The sequence below is a fragment of the Burkholderia sp. WSM2232 genome (assembly GCF_000472545.1).
Lineage (GTDB): Bacteria > Pseudomonadota > Gammaproteobacteria > Burkholderiales > Burkholderiaceae > Paraburkholderia.
The window spans coordinates 183,160-206,026 of sequence record NZ_KI421432.1 but is presented as its reverse complement, the minus strand read 5'-3'; the positions used below and the strand labels follow the sequence as shown (position 1 = coordinate 206,026).

Sequence of the window (22,867 nt, the reverse complement as noted above, 5' to 3'; positions counted from 1 at the left end):
TTTGTCGTTGAGCCGCTGTCAGCCGGGGGCTCCATCGCAACGAACCGCGGCGGCCCCCCGGTCTACGTTTCAGAACACCGCCCGAAACACCCAATACAAGCCCGCCGCGAGCGCAATGGAGGCGGGCAGCGTCAGCACCCATGCAAGCACCAGGCTGCGCACGGTGGCCCATTGCAAGCCCGAGCCGTTGGCCGCCATCGTGCCGGCCACGCCCGAAGACAGCACATGCGTGGTGGAAACCGGCAGACCGTACATGTCGGCTGCGCCAATCGTCATCATCGCGACGAGTTCGGCGGACGCGCCCTGTCCGTACGTCAAATGCTGCTTGCCGATCTTTTCGCCGACGGTCACGACAATGCGCTTCCAGCCGACCATCGTGCCCATGCCGAGCGCAATAGCCACCGCGACCTTCACCCATGTCGGGATGAACTTTGTCGCATGGTCCGTTTGCGCCTTGAAGTTCTCGATGGCTTTTGCATCCGCTGGTGCAAAGGCCGGTTGTTTCGCCTTTTCCATCAGGCGAATCGCTTCAGAGGCGACATACATGTTGTTGCGCACGTTATCCACCATGCCTTGCGGCACCGCGGCCATCGAACCGGATGCGCCGACTTGCTGCGCGATGACGTCCGTCAGCTGCTTCAGCGCGGGCAACGTGGCGGGCGTGAGTTGATGCGTGCGCACATAAGCTTCGACATCCGCGCGCGGATTGGCCGACTGCGGCGCGCCGTTCGTATATCGCGCGAGTGCGGCCGAGGTCTGTTCGGCGACCGCCACGAAGGTTTGCGTTTGTGCGGGCGTCACCGCCTTGTTCAACGCATACGCCGTGGGCACGGTGCCGATCAGGATCAGCATGATGAGGCCCATGCCCTTCTGGCCGTCGTTCGACCCGTGCGCAAACGAAACGCCCGTGCACGTCAGGATCAGCAGGCTGCGAATCCAGAACGGCGGCGGTTCCTTGCCCTTAGGCTCCGCATAGAGTGCGGGAATGCGCACTACCGCTTTCAGGATCATGAGCAGCAACCCTGCCGCGAGAAAGCCGACGAGCGGCGAAAACAGCAGCGACTTGCCGACCCCGAGCGCCTGGTTCCAGTCCACGCCGCTCGTGCCGTTCACGCCGTGCATCAACTGATTCATCAGGCCGACGCCGATTATCGAACCGATCAACGTATGCGAACTCGACGAGGGCAAGCCGAAATACCAGGTGCCGAGGTTCCAGATGATCGCCGCGATCAACAGCGCGAACACCATCGAAAAGCCCGCGCTGCTGCCCACCTGCAGGATCAGTTCGACGGGCAGCAGTTGCAGGATGCCGAACGCGACGGCCCCGCTCGAGGTCAGCACGCCGAGAAAATTCCATGCGCCCGACCATACCACCGCGAGATTGGGCGCGAGCGAATGCGTGTAGATGACCGTGGCGACGGCATTCGCGGTGTCGTGAAAGCCGTTGACGAATTCGAATCCGAGTGCGATCAGCAGCGCGATGCCGAGCAGCAGATAAGGAAGCACGGAACCTTCACGCACCGGTTGCAGGTCGCCCACCAGTTGCATGCTGCAATAGCCGATGCCCACGGCGATCACGGCGAGGAAGATCACGAGGCCGATATTGCGCCCCTTGCCACTGATCCCACCCGGTTGAGGGTATGAAAGTTCCGGCATGACGTGTGCCCCTGAAAAAAGTCGCGGAGCTTTGGATCGTGCGGGGCGCGCATGTCGGTACGATGACAGCCGCGTGTCGTGGCCGCGCGTGCGCCTGAATGCAGCACGCATAGCCGGCGTGGCGGATGCCGCCTCGGTCTTGCCGGGCTTCGGCAGCCCGTCCATGGCAGACAGGAATCTTTTTTGCTACGCTGAAACACGCACCTTCCAGGAGTCTTCATGAAGCGCGACGGTCAGAAGGAAAGCCGTAAGGCGAACGGTGGCCCTGCGGCCGCCGGCTCCAGCACGCCGGAACCCACGGCGCAGGCGGCGTTCGCGTCGTATGCGGCACCGCTCGTGAGCGACGCCATTGCGTACGCCAATGCGGTGCGCGACGCCCCGTCTCCTGAAGCGCTGCACAAGCTTCGCGTTTCACTGCGCCGCCTGCGTTCGCTGTGGTGGGCGTTCGGGCCGCTGCTCGAGAAGGGCGGAAACACCCGGCAACGGGCGCTCTACAAGTATCTCGCCACGGCAGCGGGCAAGACGCGCGACTGGGACATTCTGATCGAACTGATCCGGCACGAGGACGGCGCCGGCAACTTCGCCCCCGCGCTCGAAGAAGCGCGCGGCAACGCGCTTTCGACGAGCCGCGAGACGCTGAGCAACGCGGACGTCAAGCATCTACTGCGCGATGCGTTGACAAGCGCATCAACGGAGCTCAACACCGCGCACGAACGCGTGCCGCTGCGCAAATTCGCGAGCAAGCGGATTGCAGCTTCTGAGCGCTCTTTGACGAAGCGCGCAAAACGCGCGCGCCACGCCAGGCGTTCGAACTACGCCGCCTTTCACGACGTGAGAAAGGCCGGTAAAAAGCTGCGTTACCTGCTGGAGTTTTTCGAGCCGGTTCTGAGCGGCAGTCACAAGAAAACGCTCAAACGTTTGAAGCAGGTTCAGAAACGTTTCGGTACGCTAAACGATATTGTCGCGAGCGAAATGCTGTTGCGCGACAACGCGGATCTGCTCTCCGGCGCGGGCGACACCGGGAGCGTGCTGCACTCGCTGCACAAGGAACGCAAACGCCGGATGCGCTCGGCAGCGGGGCTGCTGCGCAAACTATGACGCGTGAAGCGGCGCGGCGCCTGGCAGGCACAGCGCCTGCATATAAGATCTGAAAGCGGGCCGCTCGCGTTCGATGCAGCCCGTTTGCAACGGAGGCAACGCGCAGGTGGCATATCGGGGGCATTCACAGGGGCGGCGCTGGCGCCGGAAACTGCTGCACAACGGAGCCGGGGTCGCGCGCTACGTGGGCAACCACCCGGTGCTGGCGGGTCTCGCCGGCACGCTGGTGGCCGTCGCAATGGCGGGCCTCACGCTGCTCACGCTCGCTAATGGCCGCGCCGACGCGCTCGATCATGCGCGGGAGACCTCCGGCAATCTCGTCTCGATCATTTCCAGCGACCTCGAAAGAAACGTAGAGATCTATGCCCTTTCGTTGCAGGCAATGGTGGACGGCGCCGAGCATCATCTCGATCTGAGCGCGGGGTTGCCTGACGATGTGCGGCGCGCGGTGCTGTTCGATCGCGCGACAACGGCCGCTTTTCTGGGCGGCGCCTATATTGTCGGCGCGAACGGCGAGGTGATCGCCTCGCAAAGCGGCGGAATCAACCGGAGCATTCGCTTCAGCGATCGCGACTATTTCGTCGTGCATCAGCGCAACCCGGCAGTTGGGTTATATCTGTCGCATCCGTTCCACTCGCGTTTGCGTGACGGCAAGTTGTCGATCGGACTCACGCGGCGTATCAACGATCGGGACGGCAACTTTGCCGGAGTCGCGCTGCTCGCCATTCGCATCGAATACTTCCAGCACCTGCTCGAGCGGATCAGCGTCGGCAAACAGGGCTCGGTGTTCATCGCCATGAATGACGGCACGCTGATCGCGCGCAAGCCGTACTCGCCGAGCGATATCGGCACGAGCATTGCGAAGTCGCCGACCTTCATCAGAATGGCCGCGCACAGCGCCGGTTCCTATGTGGCGCATTCCGCAATGGACGGCGTGCAGCGCATGTTCACGTATGTGCATGTGCCCGGCACGCCGCTGATTGCAGTCGTCGCGCCCGCGGTCGACGACGTGCTCGCGCCGTGGCGCCACCGGGCCATGATCAGCGGGGCGTTGACAATTGCGTTCGGCGCGGTGTTCGTGGTGGTGTCGTGGCTGCTTGCCTATGCATTGCACGGCAGGCTGCGCGCGCAGGCAGCGCTGATGCGTCTGGCCGCCACCGACCCGCTGACCGGGCTCAGCAACCGGCGCGCACTCGATAACCGTCTTGACGAAGAGTGGCGGCGCGCGCGCCGCAGCGGCCAGCCGCTGTCCGCGCTATTCATCGATATCGATCATTTCAAGCGCTTTAACGACACCTATGGGCACGCAAGCGGCGACGAGGCACTGAGTGCGGTGGCCGAATGCATATCGTCGACGGTGCGCCGCGCGGTCGATCTGGTCGCGCGCTATGGCGGCGAAGAGTTTGCCGTGATCCTGCCGGACACCTCGGCCGATGGCGCGCGCGCTGTCGCCGAGAAGATCCGGCGAAGCGTGCAGGCACAGGACATTCTGCATGGCGGCGCCGGCACGGTGACGGTCACGGTCAGCGTCGGCTGCGCGACGATTGTGCCCGCGCAGGGCGCAAACGCGCTCGATCTGCTTGCCGCCGCCGACCGCCAGCTTTACGTAGCGAAGGCGGCGGGGCGCAATCGCGTTGCTTGCGGGCCGGCGGCGGTGGGCTCGGTGGCGCAGGACTCGCCGTCGTAAGCGCGCCTCATACTCCCGGCTAGACGCGCGTCGACTGCACCGGACGGGCGCTCACGCGCGTGCCCGGCTTCGCGGTGCAAAACCGCGCAGCGTCACGGCGGTTGAGGCGTGTGAGGCGTGCGAGGCGTTCGATGTGCCTGATGTGTTTGACGCGTCGCCGCGCGCCTCGCCGCGTGAGCGGGTCCACTTGCCCGAGGGCATCTCTTCGGCCAGCAGCAAGCCCACGGGAAAACCGCGCCGTTGCCATGCCTCCAGCCCGCCGTGCAGTGAGCGAATCCGCGTGTAGCCATAATTGCGCATGCGCACGCTAATCTCAGCGGCGGTCGCACTGTCCGGACATACGCAGTAGATCACGCTGTCAAAAGTGCGCAGCGCGCCGTCGATCTGCTCCGGCGAATGGGGATCCAGCGGGAGCGCGCCGGGAATCGGCGAGGCTGCGCCGGGTGCCGCGCTCTGCGGACGGGCGTCGAGGACCTTAGGCGTAGGCTTGCGGCCCCCGGCGTAGCGCGACGCTCGCGCTTGCCTGGCTCCGCCGGCGGTCCCGGCTGTATCGGCGCTATTGAGCAGGGCGGCCTGGCGGCGCGCCCGCCGCTGCTGCGCAAGCCGATACGCGAGATACAGCAGCGCGGCGCCTATCAGCACGTCAATCACGGTGCCGCCGCGCGCCCGCACGAACTCCAGCAGCATGTGCAACTGCCGTTCGGCCGCTGCGCCGCCGAGCAGCCAGAACGTGGCCCACGCGGTCGCGCCTGTGAGATCCCAGATGGCGTAGATGCGGACGTCGACGGCGGTGGTGCCCATCAGCGGCGGTGTGACCAGCGCAAGGCCAGGCACGAACTTCGAGATCGACACGAGCGGCACGCCGAAGCGCTCGAACAGCGCGCGCGCCTGTTCGATGCGGGCGTCCACGGCAGGCAGCATCCGGCCGAGCACGCCGATCAGCTTGCGCCCATAAAGACGGCCTGCGGTGAACCAGACGCCGTCGCCGATCAGCGCGCCGAGCACGGCCGCGCACAGCACCGGCCAGAACGACAGGGTGCCCGCCGCGATCGCGGAGCCGGCGAACAGCAAAACCGGCACGGCGGGAATCGGCACGCCGAGGCGCGTCATCAGCACGTTGGCGAACACGACCGCGCCGCCCCAGGTGGACACCGCCGAGGACGGAAACTCTACCAATTGCGCGGCTCCTCTCGCTGTTTTGCGTTTGTTCGGGTTGGCAAGCTGGGTGCGCCGTTCCGGCAGCCCGGCGGGTCCGCTCACGCAAAACGCGTTCCTGTCGCGCGGACGTCCCTGATCGTCGAGGATACCCGATGGTCCGCGAACGCGGCCACGTGCGACGCGCTGCAATTTCGTTCAAGACGTGATGGCGCCGCCTGCCTATTCTGCGGGCTGTTTCTTTTGCGAGGGAGATGCACGATGAATTCACGTTATGTCGGCTACGTCTGCTGCGCGCTGGCAATGCTCGGCGTGGGCAGCACCGTGGTGGTGAGCAAGTCCATTGCGGCCGGATTGCCGCCATTCAGCGCGACCGCGCTGCGCTTTGCGATAGCCTTTCCGTTGTTCGTGCTGGTCATGCGCTGGCGCGGCGTACGCTGGCCGCGGCTTGACCGCCGCGACGCGGCGCTGGTGGTCGCGCAAGCCGCGGCGGGCAGCGTGGGTTATACGGTCCTGCTGATTAGCGGCATGAAGCTCGCCTCGGCGGGCGATGCAGGCGTGATTGCCGGCACCTTGCCGGCAGTATCGGCGGTGGTCGCCATGCTCGCGCTGGGCGAGCGACCCTCGCCGGCGCTGCTCGGTGCGATCGTTCTTGCCACGGCGGGCGTGCTCGCGTGCACCGTGCGTTCGGGCGCCGGCGTTGCGCCGCATGAAGGCGGTTCGCTGCCGGGCAACCTGCTGGTGTTCGCGGCGGTGGTTTGCGAGGCGCTCTTCATTCTGCTCAATCGCAAGCTGCGCACGCCGGTCGCGCCGTTGCCGTTGTCGGCGTTGATGTGCGGCATCGGCTTCGCGGTTTGCGTCGTGCCGGCCTGCTTCGAGAAACCGTGGACCTTGCCGCTCGACGCGGCGGCCATTACCGGCGTGGTCTATTACGCGCTGGTTCCCACCGTGGCCGGCTTCGTTCTCTGGTATGAGGGTGCGGCGCGCGTGAGCGGCGCGGAGGCCAGCCTGATGACCGCGCTGGTGCCGGTGAGCGCTTTGGCGTTGGCCGCGCTGCTGCTGCGCGAGCCGGTCAGCGTGGCGCAGTTGATGGGCGTGGCGTGCGTGCTCGGGGCTGTCCTACTCGCGACCTTCGGGCAAACGCTCGGCGCGCGCCGGGCGGCCTGATGCCGGATGCCCCTCGCGCAACGTGCCGCGTGCGGCGGCTTTGCGTTTACGTATTCGGCACGGCCACCGCCCCGGGGTTGCCGACAATCGACAGAAACTCGCGGCGCGTGGACGGGTCGGTACGGAAGCTGCCGAGCATGCGCGAAGTGACCATCGTCACGCCGGCCTTGTGCACGCCACGCGTCGACATGCACTGGTGCGCGGCTTCCAGAATCACGCCGACGCCCACCGGTTGCAACACCTCGTTCAGCGTATCGGCGATCTGCACCGTCATCTTTTCCTGAATCTGCAGGCGCTTCGCGAATGCGTCCACCAGCCGCGCGAGTTTCGAAATACCCACCACGCGATGCCCCGGCAGATAGGCAACATGCGCGCGCCCGATAATCGGCACCATGTGATGCTCGCAATAGCTTTCGAAGCGGATGTCCTTCAGCACGATCATCTCGTCGTAGCCGTCCACCTCGGAGAAGGTGCGCGCGAGAATTTCGCGCGGATCGACCTGATAGCCCGCGAAGAACTCTTCGTAGGAGCGCACCACGCGCGCCGGTGTGTCGATCAGGCCTTCTCGCGAGGGATCGTCGCCGGCCCAACGCAACAGCACGCGCACGGCTGCTTCGGCTTCTTCGCGGCTCGGACGGCCGTTGCCGGCCGCGGGCGTGGTGTGTTCTTTATTGCTGCTGGTCATCCGTCGCTCCTGCGGGAATCGCGCGTTGCCCGAGGAGCGCGCGCGGGTTCATGAGTACAGTCATTGTTCCATGTTTACGCCGCCTCGTGCCGATGCCCCTTCCGGCGCGCGGGGCTGGCTTTTTCATTTCGGCCATTCGTCGAGCGCGTCGTTGAAAAGTCCGGCGACCACGCCGCGCAGCCAGGTGCCGCGCGGATCGTTATGAAACTTGCGATGCCAGTGCTGTCGCAGGTCGAAGCGCGGCAGCGGCAGCGGCGGTTCGACGAGGGTGATCGACGCATGCTCGGACACATATGCGAAGCCGATCGCATGCGGCACGGTGGCAATCAGATCGGTACGCGCGAGGATGAACGGCAGGCTCATGAAGTGCGGCGTTTCCAGCACCGCGCGCCGCGTAATGCGCTTTTTCGCGAGGTACTGTTCGAGCACTTCCTGGCTGCGTCCCTCGGCGCGCACCACGGCATGCCCCGAAGCCACGAATTGCGCGAGCGTGAGCGGCGCTCTGGACAGCGGATGACCTGCGCGCATCAGGCAGATGAAGCGGTGCGTGAAGAGCCGCTGCTGAAAGAAGTTATTGCCCGACAGGTCCGGAAAGTAACCGACCGCGAGGTCCACGTCGCCCGATTCGAGCCCGCGTTCAACATGCGAGGGCGGCAGGGAGACCGAGCGCAGATTCGCGTGCGGCGCGCGCTCGGCGAAGAGCTGCAGCAGCCGCGGCAGGAACACGATTTCGCCGACGTCGGAAAGCGCGATCGAGAAGGTATGCGTGCTGGTGTCCGGATCGAACTCCTGCACGTCGAGCATGCCTTTTTCGATTCGCAGAAGCGCGTCGCGCGCGGCGGGCAGGATGGCGAGCGCGCGCGGCGTGGGTTCCATGCCTTTGGACGTGCGCACGAAGAGCGGGTCGTCGAAATATTCGCGCAGCCGCCCAAGCGCCGTGCTCACGCGCGGCTGGCTCACGCCGAGCTGCTCGGCCGCGCGGCTGACGTTGCGGGTGTCCTCCATCGCCACGAGATAGGGGATCAGGTTCAGGTCAAGGTGAGTGTCCGACATGCTGTTCGGCCGGGGGGCGCGTGGAAGTATTCGATATGTCGATAAAGGGTAGCGGAAGAATCCCTCACTGCGATAGTGGGGTTTGTTTTGGTTCCGGCTGCCCGGCCGCGCCGGCGCATGCAAACAAGGGGCGCGCGGTTGCGCGGGCGGGAACCTATGATTAAGGGAAAGTCCGCGCCTTGACAACGCGGCGCGAGCCCAACCATAATCGCCGAATCGTTCGCTAATCGAATCACTGTTCGCTATACGAACATGAGCGCGAGCAACCAGGCGGTGAGCCGTGAGGAAGCTGGCGCCATTCGGCCACGCCAGGCGCGCAGCGCCCCACAAGGAAATTCGACATGATCAACAAGATTTTTGAGTCACTGCAGTCGGCCGTTGCCGACGTCCACGATGGCGCGACCGTCATGATCGGCGGCTTCGGCACGGCCGGCATGCCTTCGGAGCTCATCGACGCGCTGATCGAGCAAGGCGCGCGCGAACTCACCATCGTCAACAACAATGCGGGCAATGGCGACATCGGCCTCGCGGCGTTGCTCAAGGCAAAGCGCGTGCGCAAAATCATCTGCTCGTTCCCGCGCCAGACAGACTCGTATGTGTTCGACGCGCTTTATCGCGCAGGCGAGATCGAGCTGGAACTCGTGCCGCAAGGCAATCTGGCCGAGCGCATTCGCGCGGCGGGCGCGGGCATTGGTGGATTCTTCACACCCACCGGCTACGGCACGAAGCTCGCCGAAGGCAAGGAAACCCGCTTGATCGACGGCCGGCACTATGTGCTCGAAGCGCCGCTGCATGCGGACTTCGCGCTGATCAAGGCATACAAGGGCGACCGCTGGGGCAACCTCGTGTATCGCAAGACGGCTCGCAACTTCGGGCCGATCATGGCAAGCGCGGCAAAAACCGCCATCGTGCAGGTATCGGAAGTTGTGCCGCTCGGCGCGCTCGACCCGGAAAACATCGTCACGCCAGGCATTTTCGTGCAGCGCGTGATCGAAGTGCCGCAAGCGGCTCACGCGCCGCAACCCAACCCGCGCGACGCCGCTGCCTGAACCGGAGACCGACATGAAGAAACTGACCCGCGATGAAATGGCAAAGCGCGTTGCGCAAGACATTCCGGAAGGCGCATATGTGAACCTGGGCATTGGCGTACCGACGCTGGTGGCGAACCACCTCGCCGCCGACAAGGAAATCTTCCTGCACAGCGAAAACGGCCTGCTCGGCATGGGCCCCGCGCCCGCAAAGGGCGAGGAAGACGACGAACTGATCAACGCCGGCAAGCAGCACGTCACGCTGCTGACGGGCGGCGCCTTTTTCCATCACGCCGATTCGTTCGCCATGATGCGCGGCGGCCACCTCGACTTCTGCGTGCTCGGCGCATTCCAGGTGTCCGCGAAGGGCGACCTCGCCAACTGGCACACCGGCGCGCCGGACGCGATTCCGGCCGTGGGCGGCGCGATGGACCTGGCTATCGGCGCGAAGCAGGTCTACGTGATGATGGAGCACCTGACCAAGCAGGGCGAAAGCAAGATCGCCGCCGAGTGCAGCTACCCCGTGACGGGCGTGGGTTGCGTCGACCGCATCTACACGGATCTGGCGATGATCGACGTGACGGACCAGGGCCTCGTGGTGCGCGAAATCTTCTCCGACATCGACTTCGACGCCTTGCTCAAGCTCACGGGCGTGCCGCTGATCGACGGTACGCAAGCGCCGCGGGCGGCGTGAGCGAGCGATAGCGTTCGGCACAACATGCGTTGACATCTGCGCGCCGCGGTCCACATGCCGCGGCGCGCACCGCGTTGCCGCGCACAGTGCTACATTCGTCAGAACTCCCCGATCATCGAAGTCATCATGCTCGACTCCAGCGGCCGGCTGACCGGCCTCCTTTGCGGCACGCAGCCGATGAACGACATCTGGGCGCCGCGCGCCACGCTGCAACGGATGCTCGATGTCGAAGCGGCCCTCGCGCGCGCTTGCGCCGCGCACAACGTGATCCCGCAAGCGGCGCTGCCGGCCATTGAGGCCGCCTGCCACGCCGATCAACTCGACGCCGACGCGCTCGCGCGCGACGCGGCGCTCGGCGGCAATCTCGCGATTCCTCTCGTCAGGCAACTCACCGCGCGCGTCAAAGCGGCGGACGCCGAAGCATCGAAATACGTGCATTGGGGTGCGACGAGCCAGGACATTATCGACACCGCGACGGTGCTGCAACTGCGCGACACGTTCGATCTGCTCGACAGCGGTTTGCAGGCCGCCTGCAACGCGATCGCACAGCTTGCCGCCACGCATCGCGCCACGCCGATGATCGGCCGAACCTGGCTGCAGCAGGCGCTGCCCATCACGCTCGGCCTGAAGTTCGCGCAATGGCTGGATGCGTTGCTGCGCCACCGCGACCGGCTCGACACATTGCGTGAGCGTGTGCTCGTGCTGCAATTCGGCGGCGCCGCCGGCACGCTCGCCAGTCTGCGCGATGCCGCGCCGCGCGTCACGCAAGCGCTCGCGCAGGAATTGGGCCTCGCGATGCCTGCGTTGCCGTGGCATACGCAACGCGACCGCATTGCGGAGACCGCGGCATTCTTCGGCATGCTGATCGGTACACTAGGCAAGATAGCGCGCGACGTCTCCTTGCAAATGCAAACCGAAATAGACGAACTTGCGGAGCCGGCTGCCGCCGGCAAAGGCGGATCGTCGACCATGCCGCACAAGCGCAATCCGGTTGGCTGCGCGGCCGTGCTGACCGCGGCCACGCGCGCGCCGGGACTGGTTGCCACGGTATTCGCGGGCATGGTTCAGGAACACGAGCGCGCGCTCGGCGGCTGGCAGGCAGAGTGGGATGCGTTGCCCGACCTCGCGCGGCTCGCGGGCGGCGCGCTTGCGAACATCGAGCAGATCGCGAGCGGCCTGAGCGTGAACGTGCCGCGCCTTGCCGCGAATCTCGACGTCACACACGGTCTGATTCTCGGCGAAGCTGTCATGCTTGCGCTGGGCGACAGCATCGGCCGGCTGGATGCGCATCATCTCGTGGAGCAAGCGTCGAAAGCCGCCATTCGCGAAGGGCGAACGTTGTTCGACTTGCTCGCGGCGGATGCGGCTGTGACCGAACATCTTTCTGTCGAGCGTCTGAAGCAACTGCTCGATCCCGCTCACTACGTCGGCCAGGCGCACGCTTATGTGGACGCGGCGCTGGCACTTCATACCGCGCGTTCAGAGCGCGCCATTTCGAAGGAGTAACGGCATGCCTTACGCCGCAGTCAACGGCACCGAGCTTCATTATCGAATCGACGGCGACCGTCACGGCAATGCGCCGTGGGTGATCCTGTCCAATTCGCTCGGCAGCGACCTGTCCATGTGGACGCCGCAAGTGGCGGCGCTAGCGAAGCACTTTCGCGTGCTGCGTTACGACACGCGCGGCCACGGCCATTCCGAGGCGCCGAAAGGACCGTACACGATAGAGCATCTGGCGGGCGATGTGCTCGGCCTGATGGATACGCTGAAGATCGCACGCGCGCATTTCTGCGGCGTGTCGATGGGCGGACTCACGGGCGTTGCATTGGCCGCGCGTCATGCAAGCCGCTTCGAGCGGGTAGTGCTTGCCAACACCGCGGCGCGCATCGGTTCGCCGGAAGTGTGGGTGCCGCGTGCCGCGCGGGCTCGCACCGAAGGCATGCTGGCGCTTGCCGACGCGGTGTTGCCGCGCTGGTTCACCGCCGACTACATCGAACGTGAGCCGGTGGTGCTCGCGATGATCCGCGACGTGTTCGTGCATACCGACAAGGAAGGCTATGCGCTGAACTGCGAGGCGATCGACGCCACCGATCTGCGCCCCGAAACGCACGGCATCAAGCTGCCGGTGCTGGTAATCAGCGGCACGCACGACGTGGCCGCGACGCCCGCGCAAGGCCGCGAACTGGCACAGGCGATTCCGGGCGCGCGTTATGTCGAGCTCGACGCCTCGCATATTTCCAACATCGAGAAGGTCGACGCTTTCACGAAGACAGTGATCGACTTTTTGACGGAGTCCAAATGAACGACGAAGACCGCTACGAAGCCGGACTCGGCGTGCGCCGCGCGGTGCTGGGCGACGCGCATGTCGACCGCTCGCTGGCAAACCGCACGGAACTGACAGAAGAGTTTCAGAACTTCATTACCCGCTACGCGTGGGGCGAGGTATGGACGCGCGAGGGTTTGCCGCGACACACGCGCAGCCTGCTGACCATTGCGATGATGGTCGCGCTTAATCGCAGCGAGGAACTCGCACTGCACTTGCGCGCTGCCAAAAACAATGGCGTGACGCGCGAGCAGATCAAGGAAGTACTGCTGCAAACCGCAATTTACTGCGGCGTGCCGGCGGCGAACTCGGCTTTCCATCTGGCCGACAAGATTTTCCGCGAGGACGATGCAGCGGCGAAGCCCTGAGTGTTTTCGCCGCGTTTTTGTCGCGGCAGCCAGGCTTTGAAAAACGAACGCGCGCCCGCACCCGGGCGCGCGTTTTCATTTTGTACGGCGTTTCAGCTAGCCGGCTTGTACGCGCGCAGTCGTATCGGTTGCAGTAGCCGCATCCATCACATTCGCGGTGTGCGTCGTTTCAACGCCGGCATTCGAATCGGATGCGGCCGGCGAATGCAGCCGCACCGCGCGCAATACGGTGTCTTTGATGACCTCGCGCCAATGCGCGAGCGCCGCCTTATCCATTAGCGGTTCGCCGAGAAATGCGCCCAGCGTGTACTGGTTGGCGTTATAAAAATAGCCGAGCGACGCGATCATCAGGTACACGTCGCGCGCTTTGATGTCCGTTCGGAACACATGCTGGGCTTTGCCTGCATCCAGCAGTTTCTGCACGACGGAAATGGCGTAGCCCGAGATCTCCTTCAGCTTCGAAGACTTCTTCGCATGCTTGCCCTGATGCAGGTTCTCGCTTGAGAGCAACGTGACGAATTCCGGATGATCGAGGTAGTACTGCCAGACGAATTCGACCATCTGTTCAAGACCACGCACCGGATTCTGCAGGTCGAGATCGAGTTTGCTTTCCGCTTCGTTGAATTGCGTGTAGATGGTTTCCAGTACCTCGACGAAGAGCTGTTCCTTGCTGCCGAAGTAGTAGTAGATCATCCGGTCGTGCGAGCGCGCGGCCTTCGAAATGCTCTCCACGCGGCCGCTCGCATAGCCTTGCTTCGCAAACACCTTGATTGCCGCTTTCAGAATCTTGGCGCGGGTGTCCTGCGCCTGTTTCGCACGGATGCCGGTGGCGCCCGGCTTGCGGGCGGCGGTGGGACTCATGGCGGTGTGGTGCCTCTTCGTTGGCATGGTTGAACGGCTCGATTCCTTGCACGGAGTGCGGCCGGCATGCAGCCGTCTTCATCATACAGCGCGCGCTGCGCGGCCCCTCTTATGCAATGCACAGCGCACGGCTTCGGCTGCGGCTTCGGCGTGGATTGCGGCGTAGCAAAGCAGTAGCCCCACGGTTATCGCCGTTCCGATGCGGCGACGCACCATGCGCTCGCAGCCCGGAAATTCATTGCGCAGTCTATTTTGATCGAGTAGATTTCCAACAAGTTTGGTGTAGCAAATACTACACGAACGGTGAGTGACCGCAACATGGAAAGAATGCGAGTCACACGAAAACGCCCTGAAACAAGGGCTTTTCAGCAGCCGGGCGGGACCGATTGTAATGTCGTCGTATGGAACCCCCACCATGACAGAACATACGAAGGTCGATTTCGGTGCGGAGCGCGTCGACGGCGATATTGCCTCGACGCCGGGTCCCACCGTGCTCGAGAAGGCGGCGCCGCGCAGCGAGCGTATGGCGTCGAACAAGATCGAATGCAATGCCTGCCCGGTGCTGTGTCAGATATCCGAGGGACGCACCGGTGCGTGCGATCGCTATGCGAATGCGCAAGGCCGGCTGATTCGCGTGGACCCGGTAGTGTTCCTCTCCAGATCCCAATCCGCTCCGCAAAGCGCGGACGCGCTGGTCGAATTCGCCGTATCGTCCGAAACGCAAGAGCCTGTCGCCGACGAAGCACTTTTCGTGACCGGCGTGGGCGCATCGTCCACTTATCCCGACTACAAGCCCGCGCCGTTTATCGTTGCCTCGAAGCTCGACGACGTGGACATGGTCACGGTCGTCACTGAAGGCATCTTCAGCTACTGCAGCTTCAAGGTAAAGATCGACACGGACCGCTTTCTCGGTCCCGAACAGGCGAACGTGCGTTGCCAGGGCGAAATAGTCGGCCATGTGACGACAGCGGAATACGGTTCGCAGATGCTGAGTCTCGGCGGCGTGCATCACCTGACCGGCGGCAGCAAGAAAGAAGGCCGCGTGACTTGCGACATGATGCTTGCGCTCGGCAACAAGCAGGCGGTGGAACTCAGCATAGACGGCGGCGCGAGCCTCGTGATTCGCGCGGGCGCGGCGCCGGTGGTCGACGGTGTCGAAGAGCAGCGCATGCGGGTGGGCTGCGGTTCCGCGACCATCGGCATTTTCGCCAAACAGTGGTTCGGCCACGCCGACGAAGTGGTGGTGGTCGACGACCACATTACCGGCGTGCTGACCGAGCATCAGGCGGGGCGTTGCCTTGGCATGACACGCTCGGGCATCAGGATTCGCGGACGCAAGTCGACCCCGGGCCGCTATTTTCAGGTGGCCAATCCCGGCATTGGCTGGGGCGGCACGGATATTCAGGACCCGCTCGCGATTATCGAAGGCTTCGATCCCGCAGTCGCGAAACCCGGCATGCGTCTGCTGATGGTGTCGACCACCGGCGAACACGCGCAGTGGTATGAACTCGACCATGATCTCGTGCCGCGCATCGCGGCCATGCCGGAGGCGGTCCGCCGCACGGTGGAACGGATCGGCGAGAACTGCGAGCCTTCGCTTGCCACGGTGCTGTTTCTCGGCGGTGCGGGCGGCAGTCTGCGCGCGGGGGCGACCGAGAACCCCGTGCTGCTCACGCGTGCGATCAAGCAGAAGCTGGTGAACGTGACCTGCGGCGGCGCACCGGCTTATGTGTGGCCGGGCGGCGGCATTACCGTGATGGTCGACGTATCGCGCATGCCGGACCGTTCGTTCGGCACGGTGCCTACTCCGGCCATTGTGGCGCCAATCGAATTCACCATGACGTACGACGCCTATCGCGACCTGGGCGGCCATCTGGATGCGGTGAGATCATTGCAGAGCGTGCTGGCGAGCGGCCCCGAGCACACCGAAGGCGCACCGCTCGCGCGCCGCACGTTGGCGCGCAATCCGGACAATCCGTGGCCGCCGGCCGTGCCGCCGATGCTCGGCTGATCCGCCTGAACACCTGGCCCACTTCAAGCGATGAACCCGACCCGCACCCGTATCGACGCGACGCGCTGGCATTGGCAGCATGGCCCGATCGATCTGATTCTCAGCGCCGACGGCGAGCCCGCCGCGCTCGAATCCGCTTATGCCAGTTGCTGGGCGCGTTTTGTCGACGTATTGCCCGAACTCGTCGGCGAATTGAAGCGGCTGCGCCAACCGTTGCGAGCGGATGCCTCTGTGCACGAATGTCCGCTGGAAGGCGCGGTGGCCCGCCGCATGTGGTGCGCATGTCATCCACATCGCGCGCGTTTTCTCACGCCGATGGCCGCCGTCGCAGGCAGCGTCGCCGACGAATTGATCAGCGCCTTCGCACGCGAAGGAATCACCCGCGCCTACATCAACAACGGCGGCGACATTGCGTTTCATCTGACCGAAGGCCACCAGTATCGCGTGGGCGTGTTTGCGGATCTGTCTCAGTCGCTCGCGAAACTGCAGCGCGCCGACGGCCTTGGGCTAGACGCGAATCTCACGCTGGACGCAGGCATGCCGATTCGCGGCATTGCGACGAGCGGCTGGCGCGGGCGCAGTTTCAGTCTTGGCATTGCGGACAGCGTCACCGTGCTCGCGCATGACGCGGCAAGCGCGGACGCCGCCGCGACGATGATCGCGAACGCGGTGAACCTCGACCATGCCGGTATCGTGCGTATGCCGGCGTCGTCGCTGAAAGACGATACCGATCTTGGCGATCAACTGGTAACCGTGGACGTTCCCTCACTCCCGCAGCCGCTTGCAGATTTTGCACTTGCACGCGGTGTAGAAACGGCGCAGCGTTTGCTGGAGCGCGGTGTGATAGCGGGCGCCGCGTTGTTTTTGCAAGGACGCGTGCGCACAGCCGGCATGCACCGCCCGGACGCTTTGCTTGCGACGCATCGCGCTCACCCCACAACGGAGGCTCCGTGTTCGAAATACGCCGCGTGCTGACGCACGTCGAAGACATCTTTCACGAGTTCGGGCCTGCGCCCGAAAAGCCGCTGCGGCGCGGTGCCATTGCCGCTGTCATGACCAACCCGTTTGCAGGCCGCTACGAGCCGAAAATCGAGCACGCGATGGAAGCGCTCAAGCCCATCGGCTTCGATATGGCGCAACGCCTGCTTGCAGCGATGGCGGTTGCGCATGCGTCGATAGAAGGCTACGGCAAGGGCGCGATTGTCGGCGCACGCGGCGAGCTCGAACACGGTGCGCTGTGGCATGTGCCCGGTGGCTATGCGATGCGCGAGTTGCTGGAAAAGAACGGCGTGCCGACCAACGCGATCGTGCCGTCGACGAAAAAAGTCGGCGCGCCGTCCAGCGCGCTTGACGTGCCGCTTACGCATGTCAACGCAAGCTACGTGCGCAGTCACTTCGACGCGATAGAAGTGCGCGTGCCGGGCGCGCCCGCCGCCGACGAAGTGGTCTACATCCTCGCGATGAGCACCGGGCAGCGCGTGCATGCACGCGTCGGCGGGCTCGCTAAAGAGGCGATCGTGGGCAAGGACGGCTTGCGCTGAAAACGCGCTGAAAAACGCGGTGAATACGTGCTCAAGCGCGCTGAATGCAGCGACAGGTACATCGAAACTCGGAGAGCGAAATGGCAATCAGGCTTCGCAAGCTGGTCGTGCAGGTGGACGAAACACGCATGGAAATGGGGCAAAACGTCGATCCGCCCGTGCGTCGCGCGGTCGCTATCGCCGTGATCGACAATCCGTATGCGGGCCGCTTTGAGGCCAGGCTCGATGCACTGATCGACGCGGGCGAGGAACTGGGCGCGCTGCTCGGCAAGCGCTGCGTCGAAGCACTGGGAATCGAGCCCGGTGAAGCGCAAAGCTACGGCAAGGCTGCGATTGTCGGCGAGGCTGGCGAACTGGAGCATGCTGCGGCGATCTTGCATCCGAAGCTCGGCGCACCGCTGCGCGCAGCGGTGGAGAAGGGCGCGGCGCTCGTGCCGTCGGCGAAAAAGATGGGCACGCTCGGCACCGCGATCGACGTGCCGCTCGGCCACAAGGACGCGGCCTTCGTGCGCAGTCACTTCGATGCGATCGAAGCGCGGGTGTCGGATGCGCCGCGCGCGAACGAAATCGTGGTGGCGGTCGCGGTGACGGCTTCCGGTCGGCCATTGCCGCGCATCGGCGGATTGCAGGCGAACGAGATCAAGGGCGAAGATGGCTTGCGCTGAGATCTGCATGCGTTTGCCTGGCGGCTCCCCACAGTGGATTTCTTTCAGGTAGTGTGCTGCCGTTGATGCGTGCGAGCACAGTGCCGCACGCGTTGCAACGTCTGCTGGCCGGGCCGCACGGAGATGAGCGTGCGGGTGGTCGGCAAGCTGCCGAGGGTCTCGATGCTTTCGAATTTGCTGGTACAACTGGTCAACGGACTTGCCGACGCGTCGACGCTGTTTCTGGTCGCCGCGGGCTTGTCGTTGATCTTCGGCGTGACGCGCATCGTCAATTTCGCGCACGGCTCGTTCTATATGTTCGGCATCTACATTGCGTACAGCATGGCGAGCCGCTTCGGTCAGACGGCCGGCGGCTTCTGGCTGTCCGTGCTGGCCGCCGCGCTGGTGGTTGCCGTGCTCGGCGCGCTGGTCGAGGTCATCGTTTTGCGGCGCATTTACCAGGCGCCTGAGCTCTTTCATCTGCTCGCTACGTTCGCGCTGGTGCTGATCTTTCGCGACGCCGCGCTATGGCTGTGGGGACCGCAAGATCTGTTCGGGCCGCGCGCGCCGCATCTGGCTGGCGCGGTAAATTTCCTCGGCCATCCGCTGCCCACTTATGACATCGCTTTGATCGTGATCGGTCCGGTGGTGTTGCTGCTGCTCTGGTACGCGTTGACGCGCACGCGCTGGGGCACGCTGGTGCGCGCGGCGACCCAGGACCGCGAAATGCTCGGCGCACTCGGCATCAATCAGGCGTGGTTGTTTACCGGGGTGTTTTTTGTCGGAGCGTTTCTCGCCGGTTTGGGCGGCGCACTGCAAGGCCCGCGCATGTCGGCGAATCTCTCACTCGATCTCGAGACCATCGGCAATGCGTTCGTGGTCGTCGTGGTGGGCGGCATGGGCTCGATTCCGGGCGCTTTCGTGGCGGCGCTGATCATTGCGGAGATCAAGGCGCTGTGCATCGGCATTGGACATGTGACGATTTTCGGCGTCGGTCTCTCGTTGAGCCGCTTCACGCTCGTGGCGGAGTTCGTCGTGATGGCGGTGGTGCTGGTCGTGCGACCCTGGGGGCTGCTCGGTCGCGCGAGTGCCGCGGTGCGGGGCATGGCGGCGCCTGAAACGCCGTTGCGTCCCGCGGGCAAACGCGTCAAATGGCTGGCCGCAATCGTGCTGCTGGTTCTGCTCTTCGCGCCGCTCGCGGCCAATGCGTTTCCGTACATGCCGGTGCTGCTGGTCGAAATACTGATCGCCGTTCTGTTTGCAACGAGTCTGCATTTCATCATGGGGCCGGGCGGCATGCATTCGTTCGGTCATGCCGCGTACTTCGGGCTCGGCGCGTATGGCGCGGCGCTGTTCCTCAAGGTCCTGAACCTGCCGATGGAAGCCGCGCTGCTGCTGGCCCCGCTTCTCGCAGTGGGCGGCGCGCTGGTATTCGGCTGGTTCTGCGTGCGTCTGTCGGGCGTTTATCTGGCCATGCTCACGCTCGCTTTTGCGCAGATCGTCTGGTCGGTCGTTTTCCAGTGGGACGATGTGACGGGCGGCAGCAATGGCATTCTCGGTTTGTGGCCGGCTGACTGGCTTTCGTCGCCGGTGGCGTTCTATTACGTCACGCTCTTTTGCGCGGTGATCGGCGTGTGGCTGTTGCGGCGCATGCTGTTCTCGCCGCTGGGTTACGCAATGCGTGCGTCGCGCGACTCGGTGTTGCGCGCGGAGGCTATCGGCATCGACGTGAAGCGCGTGCAGTGGGCGTCCTTTGTGATCGCGTCGCTGTTCTGCGGACTCGCGGGTTCGTTGTATGCGTTCTCCAAGGGCACGATCTCGCCCGAAGTGATCAGTGTGAGCCGCTCGGTCGACGGTCTGGTTATGGTGCTGCTCGGCGGTCTGCAAACGCTCGCCGGCCCGATAGTCGGCGCGGCCGTGTTCACGTGGCTGCAGGACACCGTCGCGCGCCAGACCGATTATTGGCAGGCGCTGCTCGGCTTCGCCATTCTGCTGCTGGTGATTGCGTTTCCACAGGGCATTGTCGGTTTCATTCGCGAGCGTTTCGGCGACGACGCGAACAGCCGCGACAACGCGGAGAACGCCGCGACACCCGCGTCCCAACGCGCGGCAATCAAGGAGGGGCTATGAGCTTGCTGCAGGTGTCCGGCCTCTCCAGGTCGTTCGGAGGACTGAAGGCTGTCGACAACGTGTCGTTCACGCTCGAAGCCGGCCAGCTTCTCGCGCTGCTCGGGCCGAACGGCGCGGGCAAGTCCACGTGCTTCAACATGGTCAATGGCCAGTTGGCGCCGTCGTCGGGGTCGATCCGTTTCGACGGACACGAACTCGTCGGCATGCGTCCACGCGATATCTGGCGACGCGGCGTGGGCCGCACGTTCCAGATCGCGGCCACCTTCAATTCGATGACCGTGCTAGAGAACGTGCAGATGGCGCTCGTGTCGCGCGAGCGCAAGACCTTCGGCCTGTGGAAGCCCGCTGGTTCGCGCTATGCCGATGAAGCCCTCGCACTGCTCGAACAGGTGGGCATGGCCGCCGACGCGAATCGCGCATGTGGCGTGCTCGCCTATGGCGACGTCAAGCGCGTGGAACTGGCGATTGCGCTTGCGAACCGTCCCAAGCTGTTGTTGATGGACGAACCGACTGCGGGCATGGCACCGAAGGAGCGTAACGAGCTGATGGCGCTGACACGGCGGCTCGTCGCCGAGCAGCAAATCGGCGTGCTGTTTACCGAGCACAGCATGGACGTGGTGTTTGCCTACGCCGACCGCATGATCGTGCTCGCGCGCGGCAAACTGATTGCGGAGGGCGACGGCGAAACGATCCGCAACGACCCGCGCGTGCAGGAAGTGTATTTCGGCACCGGCAAGACGTTTCAGCCGCACGCCGCGCTGCACGACTCAGTGGGCGGCCACGGTGGCGAAGGAGCCTTGCAATGAGCGAGCCGATGCTGAAAGTTGCGGGCCTCAACGCGTTCTACGGCCGCGCGCATATTCTGTTCGACGTCGGCCTCGAAGTCGGGCGCGGCGAAGTGGTCGCGTTGATGGGCCGCAACGGCGCGGGCAAGTCGACCACCATGAAAGCGATCATGGGCTTGCTGCCGCGCCGGCGGGGCCAGGTCACGTTTCGCGGGCAGAACATCGCCGCGCTGCCGCCGTACAGGATTGCGCGCATGGGCATGGGCTTCGTTCCGGAAGACCGGCGCGTATTTGCCGATCTGACGGTGATGGAAAACCTCGACACGGGCCGCCAGCCGCCGCGCGAAGGCGCGCCGCAATGGACGCCGGAAAAGCTCTTCCGGCTCTTCCCCAATCTCGGCGAAATGCCGCGGCGTCCCGGTGGACAGATGAGCGGCGGCGAGCAGCAGATGCTCACCGTGTCGCGCACCTTGATGGGCAATCCGTATCTCGTGTTGCTCGATGAACCGTCGGAAGGCGTCGCGCCCGTGATCGTCGAACAGATGGCCAACATGATTCTCGAGCTCAAGCGCGAGGGGCTGTCCATTCTGTTGTCCGAGCAGAACCTGCACTTCGCGGAGCTGGTCAGCGACCGCGCGTATGTGCTTGAAAAAGGGCAAATCCGCTTTAGCGGCGCTATCGGCGAACTGGCGAAGAACGAAACAGTGAGGCGCGCGTACCTGAGCGTGTGATCCAACCGTCGTTGCAAAAGGAGAGGCAGATGGCAGCAGAGACGTTGACAGGCTTGTCGGGCAAGGTCGCGGTAACCAACATCGGCCTGCTGTTATCCGGAGACATCGACCAACCGATTCTCGACGCCACGACGATCGTGATCGACGACGGTGTGATCGTGGCTGTCGGCAAGGAAAAGGACTGCGACCTGGAAGGCGCGCGTACCACCGTCGATTGCAAGGGCACCACGGTTGCGCCAGGGTTGATCGACTCGCACGTGCACCCGGTATTCGGCGACTGGACGCCGCGTCAGAATCAGCTTGGCTGGATCGAATCGAACCTGAACGGCGGCGTGACCACAATGATTTCGGCCGGTGAAGTGCATTTGCCTGGTCGTCCGAAAGATGTGCTCGGCGTGAAAGCGCTTGCCATTACCGCGCAGCGTTCGTTCGAGGGCATGCGCGGCGCGGGCGTCGGCGGCGGCGTCAAGGTGATGGCGGGCGCGCCGGTAATCGAAAAGGGCATGGTCGAGCAAGACTTCAAGGAACTGTCCGAGGCCGGTGTGAAGCTGCTTGGCGAAGTGGGGCTCGGCAGCGTCAAGGCCGGCGAAGAGGCGGCGCAGATGGTCGCGTGGGCCCGCAAATACGGCATTCAAAGCACGATTCACACGGGCGGCCCGTCGATTCCAGGCTCAGGGCTGATCGACCGCGACGTGGTGCTCGCGGCCGATGCGGACGTGATCGGCCACATCAATGGCGGGCATACGTCGTTGTCGTACCGCCATGTTTGCGATTTGTGCGAGCAGTCGAGCCGCGCGCTGGAAATCGTCCATAACGGCAATGAACGCATTGCATTGCTGACCGCGCGTCATGCGGTCGAACTGAAATGCCCGCACCGGATCATTCTCGGCACCGACAGTCCCGCTGGTTCCGGCGTGCAGCCGCTCGGCATTCTGCGCATGATCGCGCTGATTTCGAGTCTTGCGGACGTGCCTGCGGAAATCGCGTTCTGCTTTGCCACCGGCAACACGGCACGCCAACGCAACCTGCGCCAGGGGCTGATCGAAGTAGGCCGTCCCGCCGATCTCGTGTTCATGGACCGCGCGCAACATACGGCGGCAAACACGCTGCTGGAAAGCGTGCAACTTGGCGATATTCCGGGCGTGGGCATGGTGATGATCGACGGTTTGATCCGCTGCCGGCGCAGCCGCAACACGCCTCCTGCTACTGAAGTGCCGGTGGTGCTATGAACGCGCTATGTACGGCGCGAC

Annotated in this window: 21 protein-coding genes; 16 read left to right on the top strand and 5 right to left on the bottom strand. The window is 64.4% G+C overall.

The genetic code is table 11. From position 1 onward, the window contains the following. Positions 1-69: 69 nt before the first annotated feature. Complete coding sequence (locus F757_RS0130725; RefSeq protein WP_027214679.1) at positions 70-1,656, bottom strand: inorganic phosphate transporter; 1,587 nt, start codon at positions 1,654-1,656, stop codon at positions 70-72. 219 nt (positions 1,657-1,875) lie between these two features. On the opposite strand from F757_RS0130725, the gene F757_RS0130720 reads away from it, so the two are divergent. Together F757_RS0130720 and F757_RS0130715 are read left to right on the top strand one after the other, a co-directional pair. Further along, positions 1,876-2,754: a CHAD domain-containing protein gene (locus F757_RS0130720; protein ID WP_027214678.1), complete on the top strand. Its 879-nt coding sequence runs from the start codon at positions 1,876-1,878 to the stop codon at positions 2,752-2,754. Positions 2,755-2,860: 106 nt separating this feature from the next. Further along, complete coding sequence (locus F757_RS0130715) at positions 2,861-4,441, top strand: GGDEF domain-containing protein (protein WP_027214677.1); 1,581 nt, start codon at positions 2,861-2,863, stop codon at positions 4,439-4,441. Positions 4,442-4,492: 51 nt separating this feature from the next. Here F757_RS0130715 and F757_RS0130710 read toward each other — a convergent pair whose 3' ends face one another. Then, positions 4,493-5,617, bottom strand: a complete 1,125-nt coding sequence (locus tag F757_RS0130710) for a VTT domain-containing protein (RefSeq protein WP_027214676.1) — start codon at positions 5,615-5,617, stop codon at positions 4,493-4,495. A gap of 240 nt (positions 5,618-5,857) precedes the next feature. Between F757_RS0130710 and F757_RS0130705 the strand changes: the two genes are divergently transcribed. Next, positions 5,858-6,763, top strand: coding sequence for a DMT family transporter (locus F757_RS0130705; protein ID WP_027214675.1), 906 nt, complete (start codon positions 5,858-5,860; stop codon positions 6,761-6,763). A 46-nt stretch (positions 6,764-6,809) separates the two neighbouring features. Here the strand turns inward: F757_RS0130705 and folE are convergent, their stop codons facing one another. Next, a complete protein-coding gene (gene folE, locus F757_RS0130700; RefSeq protein ID WP_013342551.1) occupies positions 6,810-7,448 on the bottom strand; it encodes a GTP cyclohydrolase I FolE in 639 nt (212 codons plus the stop codon). 123 nt (positions 7,449-7,571) lie between these two features. Next, entirely contained in the window at positions 7,572-8,501 is a 930-nt protein-coding gene (locus tag F757_RS0130695; protein WP_027214674.1) for a LysR family transcriptional regulator, read from the bottom strand. A gap of 341 nt (positions 8,502-8,842) precedes the next feature. On the opposite strand from F757_RS0130695, the gene F757_RS0130690 reads away from it, so the two are divergent. From F757_RS0130690 to pcaC, 5 genes are all read left to right on the top strand, one after another. Continuing rightward, a complete protein-coding gene (locus tag F757_RS0130690; RefSeq protein WP_027214673.1) occupies positions 8,843-9,550 on the top strand; it encodes a 3-oxoacid CoA-transferase subunit A in 708 nt (235 codons plus the stop codon). 13 nt (positions 9,551-9,563) lie between these two features. Next, a complete protein-coding gene (locus F757_RS0130685) occupies positions 9,564-10,223 on the top strand; it encodes a 3-oxoacid CoA-transferase subunit B (protein WP_027214672.1) in 660 nt (219 codons plus the stop codon). 126 nt (positions 10,224-10,349) lie between these two features. Then, a complete protein-coding gene (locus tag F757_RS0130680; RefSeq protein WP_027214671.1) occupies positions 10,350-11,729 on the top strand; it encodes a 3-carboxy-cis,cis-muconate cycloisomerase in 1,380 nt (459 codons plus the stop codon). Positions 11,730-11,733: 4 nt separating this feature from the next. After that, positions 11,734-12,525 (top strand): 3-oxoadipate enol-lactonase, encoded by a 792-nt coding sequence (gene pcaD, locus F757_RS0130675; protein ID WP_027214670.1) that lies wholly within the window; start codon positions 11,734-11,736, stop codon positions 12,523-12,525. Then, positions 12,522-12,914, top strand: a complete 393-nt coding sequence (pcaC, locus tag F757_RS0130670; RefSeq protein ID WP_027214669.1) for a 4-carboxymuconolactone decarboxylase — start codon at positions 12,522-12,524, stop codon at positions 12,912-12,914. Before pcaD ends, pcaC begins: the two co-directional genes overlap by 4 nt. Positions 12,915-13,010: 96 nt before the next feature. On the opposite strand, the gene F757_RS34440 is transcribed toward pcaC, so the two are convergent. Beyond that, the gene (locus F757_RS34440) at positions 13,011-13,775 is read right to left on the bottom strand and encodes a TetR/AcrR family transcriptional regulator (RefSeq protein WP_232221487.1); all 765 of its coding nucleotides are present in this window, start codon (positions 13,773-13,775) and stop codon (positions 13,011-13,013) included. 415 nt (positions 13,776-14,190) lie between these two features. Between F757_RS34440 and F757_RS0130660 the strand changes: the two genes are divergently transcribed. The 8 genes from F757_RS0130660 (at position 14,191) to F757_RS0130625 (ending at position 22,846) form a co-directional block, all read left to right on the top strand. Beyond that, positions 14,191-15,786 (top strand): hypothetical protein, encoded by a 1,596-nt coding sequence (locus tag F757_RS0130660; protein ID WP_027214668.1) that lies wholly within the window; start codon positions 14,191-14,193, stop codon positions 15,784-15,786. Between the two features lie 30 nt (positions 15,787-15,816). Beyond that, positions 15,817-16,761, top strand: coding sequence for a UPF0280 family protein (locus F757_RS0130655; protein ID WP_027214667.1), 945 nt, complete (start codon positions 15,817-15,819; stop codon positions 16,759-16,761). Beyond that, positions 16,737-17,327 (top strand): amino acid synthesis family protein, encoded by a 591-nt coding sequence (locus tag F757_RS0130650; RefSeq protein WP_013342561.1) that lies wholly within the window; start codon positions 16,737-16,739, stop codon positions 17,325-17,327. Before F757_RS0130655 ends, F757_RS0130650 begins: the two co-directional genes overlap by 25 nt. 80 nt (positions 17,328-17,407) lie before the next feature. Then, entirely contained in the window at positions 17,408-17,992 is a 585-nt protein-coding gene (locus F757_RS0130645; protein ID WP_027214666.1) for an amino acid synthesis family protein, read from the top strand. A gap of 162 nt (positions 17,993-18,154) precedes the next feature. After that, the gene (locus F757_RS0130640) at positions 18,155-20,101 is read left to right on the top strand and encodes an ABC transporter permease (RefSeq protein ID WP_027214665.1); all 1,947 of its coding nucleotides are present in this window, start codon (positions 18,155-18,157) and stop codon (positions 20,099-20,101) included. Beyond that, entirely contained in the window at positions 20,098-20,907 is an 810-nt protein-coding gene (locus F757_RS0130635) for an ABC transporter ATP-binding protein (RefSeq protein WP_027214664.1), read from the top strand. Before F757_RS0130640 ends, F757_RS0130635 begins: the two co-directional genes overlap by 4 nt. Next, complete coding sequence (locus F757_RS0130630) at positions 20,904-21,617, top strand: ABC transporter ATP-binding protein (protein ID WP_013342565.1); 714 nt, start codon at positions 20,904-20,906, stop codon at positions 21,615-21,617. Before F757_RS0130635 ends, F757_RS0130630 begins: the two co-directional genes overlap by 4 nt. A 29-nt stretch (positions 21,618-21,646) precedes the next feature. Further along, the gene (locus F757_RS0130625) at positions 21,647-22,846 is read left to right on the top strand and encodes an amidohydrolase family protein (protein ID WP_027214663.1); all 1,200 of its coding nucleotides are present in this window, start codon (positions 21,647-21,649) and stop codon (positions 22,844-22,846) included. Positions 22,847-22,867 lie beyond the last annotated feature (21 nt).

What these genes read in the sequence shown, in the direction of transcription:
- F757_RS0130725 (WP_027214679.1), bottom strand. Translation starts at nt 1,656, where the DNA reads ATGCCGGAACTTTCATACCCTCAACCGGGTGGGATCAGTGGCAAGGGG.
- F757_RS0130720 (WP_027214678.1), top strand. Translation starts at nt 1,876, where the DNA reads ATGAAGCGCGACGGTCAGAAGGAAAGCCGTAAGGCGAACGGTGGCCCT.
- F757_RS0130705 (WP_027214675.1), top strand. Translation starts at nt 5,858, where the DNA reads ATGAATTCACGTTATGTCGGCTACGTCTGCTGCGCGCTGGCAATGCTC.
- folE (WP_013342551.1), bottom strand. Translation starts at nt 7,448, where the DNA reads ATGACCAGCAGCAATAAAGAACACACCACGCCCGCGGCCGGCAACGGC.
- F757_RS0130695 (WP_027214674.1), bottom strand. Translation starts at nt 8,501, where the DNA reads ATGTCGGACACTCACCTTGACCTGAACCTGATCCCCTATCTCGTGGCG.
- F757_RS0130690 (WP_027214673.1), top strand. Translation starts at nt 8,843, where the DNA reads ATGATCAACAAGATTTTTGAGTCACTGCAGTCGGCCGTTGCCGACGTC.
- F757_RS0130685 (WP_027214672.1), top strand. Translation starts at nt 9,564, where the DNA reads ATGAAGAAACTGACCCGCGATGAAATGGCAAAGCGCGTTGCGCAAGAC.
- F757_RS0130680 (WP_027214671.1), top strand. Translation starts at nt 10,350, where the DNA reads ATGCTCGACTCCAGCGGCCGGCTGACCGGCCTCCTTTGCGGCACGCAG.
- pcaD (WP_027214670.1), top strand. Translation starts at nt 11,734, where the DNA reads ATGCCTTACGCCGCAGTCAACGGCACCGAGCTTCATTATCGAATCGAC.
- pcaC (WP_027214669.1), top strand. Translation starts at nt 12,522, where the DNA reads ATGAACGACGAAGACCGCTACGAAGCCGGACTCGGCGTGCGCCGCGCG.
- F757_RS34440 (WP_232221487.1), bottom strand. Translation starts at nt 13,775, where the DNA reads ATGAGTCCCACCGCCGCCCGCAAGCCGGGCGCCACCGGCATCCGTGCG.
- F757_RS0130660 (WP_027214668.1), top strand. Translation starts at nt 14,191, where the DNA reads ATGACAGAACATACGAAGGTCGATTTCGGTGCGGAGCGCGTCGACGGC.
- F757_RS0130655 (WP_027214667.1), top strand. Translation starts at nt 15,817, where the DNA reads ATGAACCCGACCCGCACCCGTATCGACGCGACGCGCTGGCATTGGCAG.
- F757_RS0130645 (WP_027214666.1), top strand. Translation starts at nt 17,408, where the DNA reads ATGGCAATCAGGCTTCGCAAGCTGGTCGTGCAGGTGGACGAAACACGC.
- F757_RS0130640 (WP_027214665.1), top strand. Translation starts at nt 18,155, where the DNA reads ATGCTTTCGAATTTGCTGGTACAACTGGTCAACGGACTTGCCGACGCG.
- F757_RS0130635 (WP_027214664.1), top strand. Translation starts at nt 20,098, where the DNA reads ATGAGCTTGCTGCAGGTGTCCGGCCTCTCCAGGTCGTTCGGAGGACTG.
- F757_RS0130630 (WP_013342565.1), top strand. Translation starts at nt 20,904, where the DNA reads ATGAGCGAGCCGATGCTGAAAGTTGCGGGCCTCAACGCGTTCTACGGC.
- F757_RS0130625 (WP_027214663.1), top strand. Translation starts at nt 21,647, where the DNA reads ATGGCAGCAGAGACGTTGACAGGCTTGTCGGGCAAGGTCGCGGTAACC.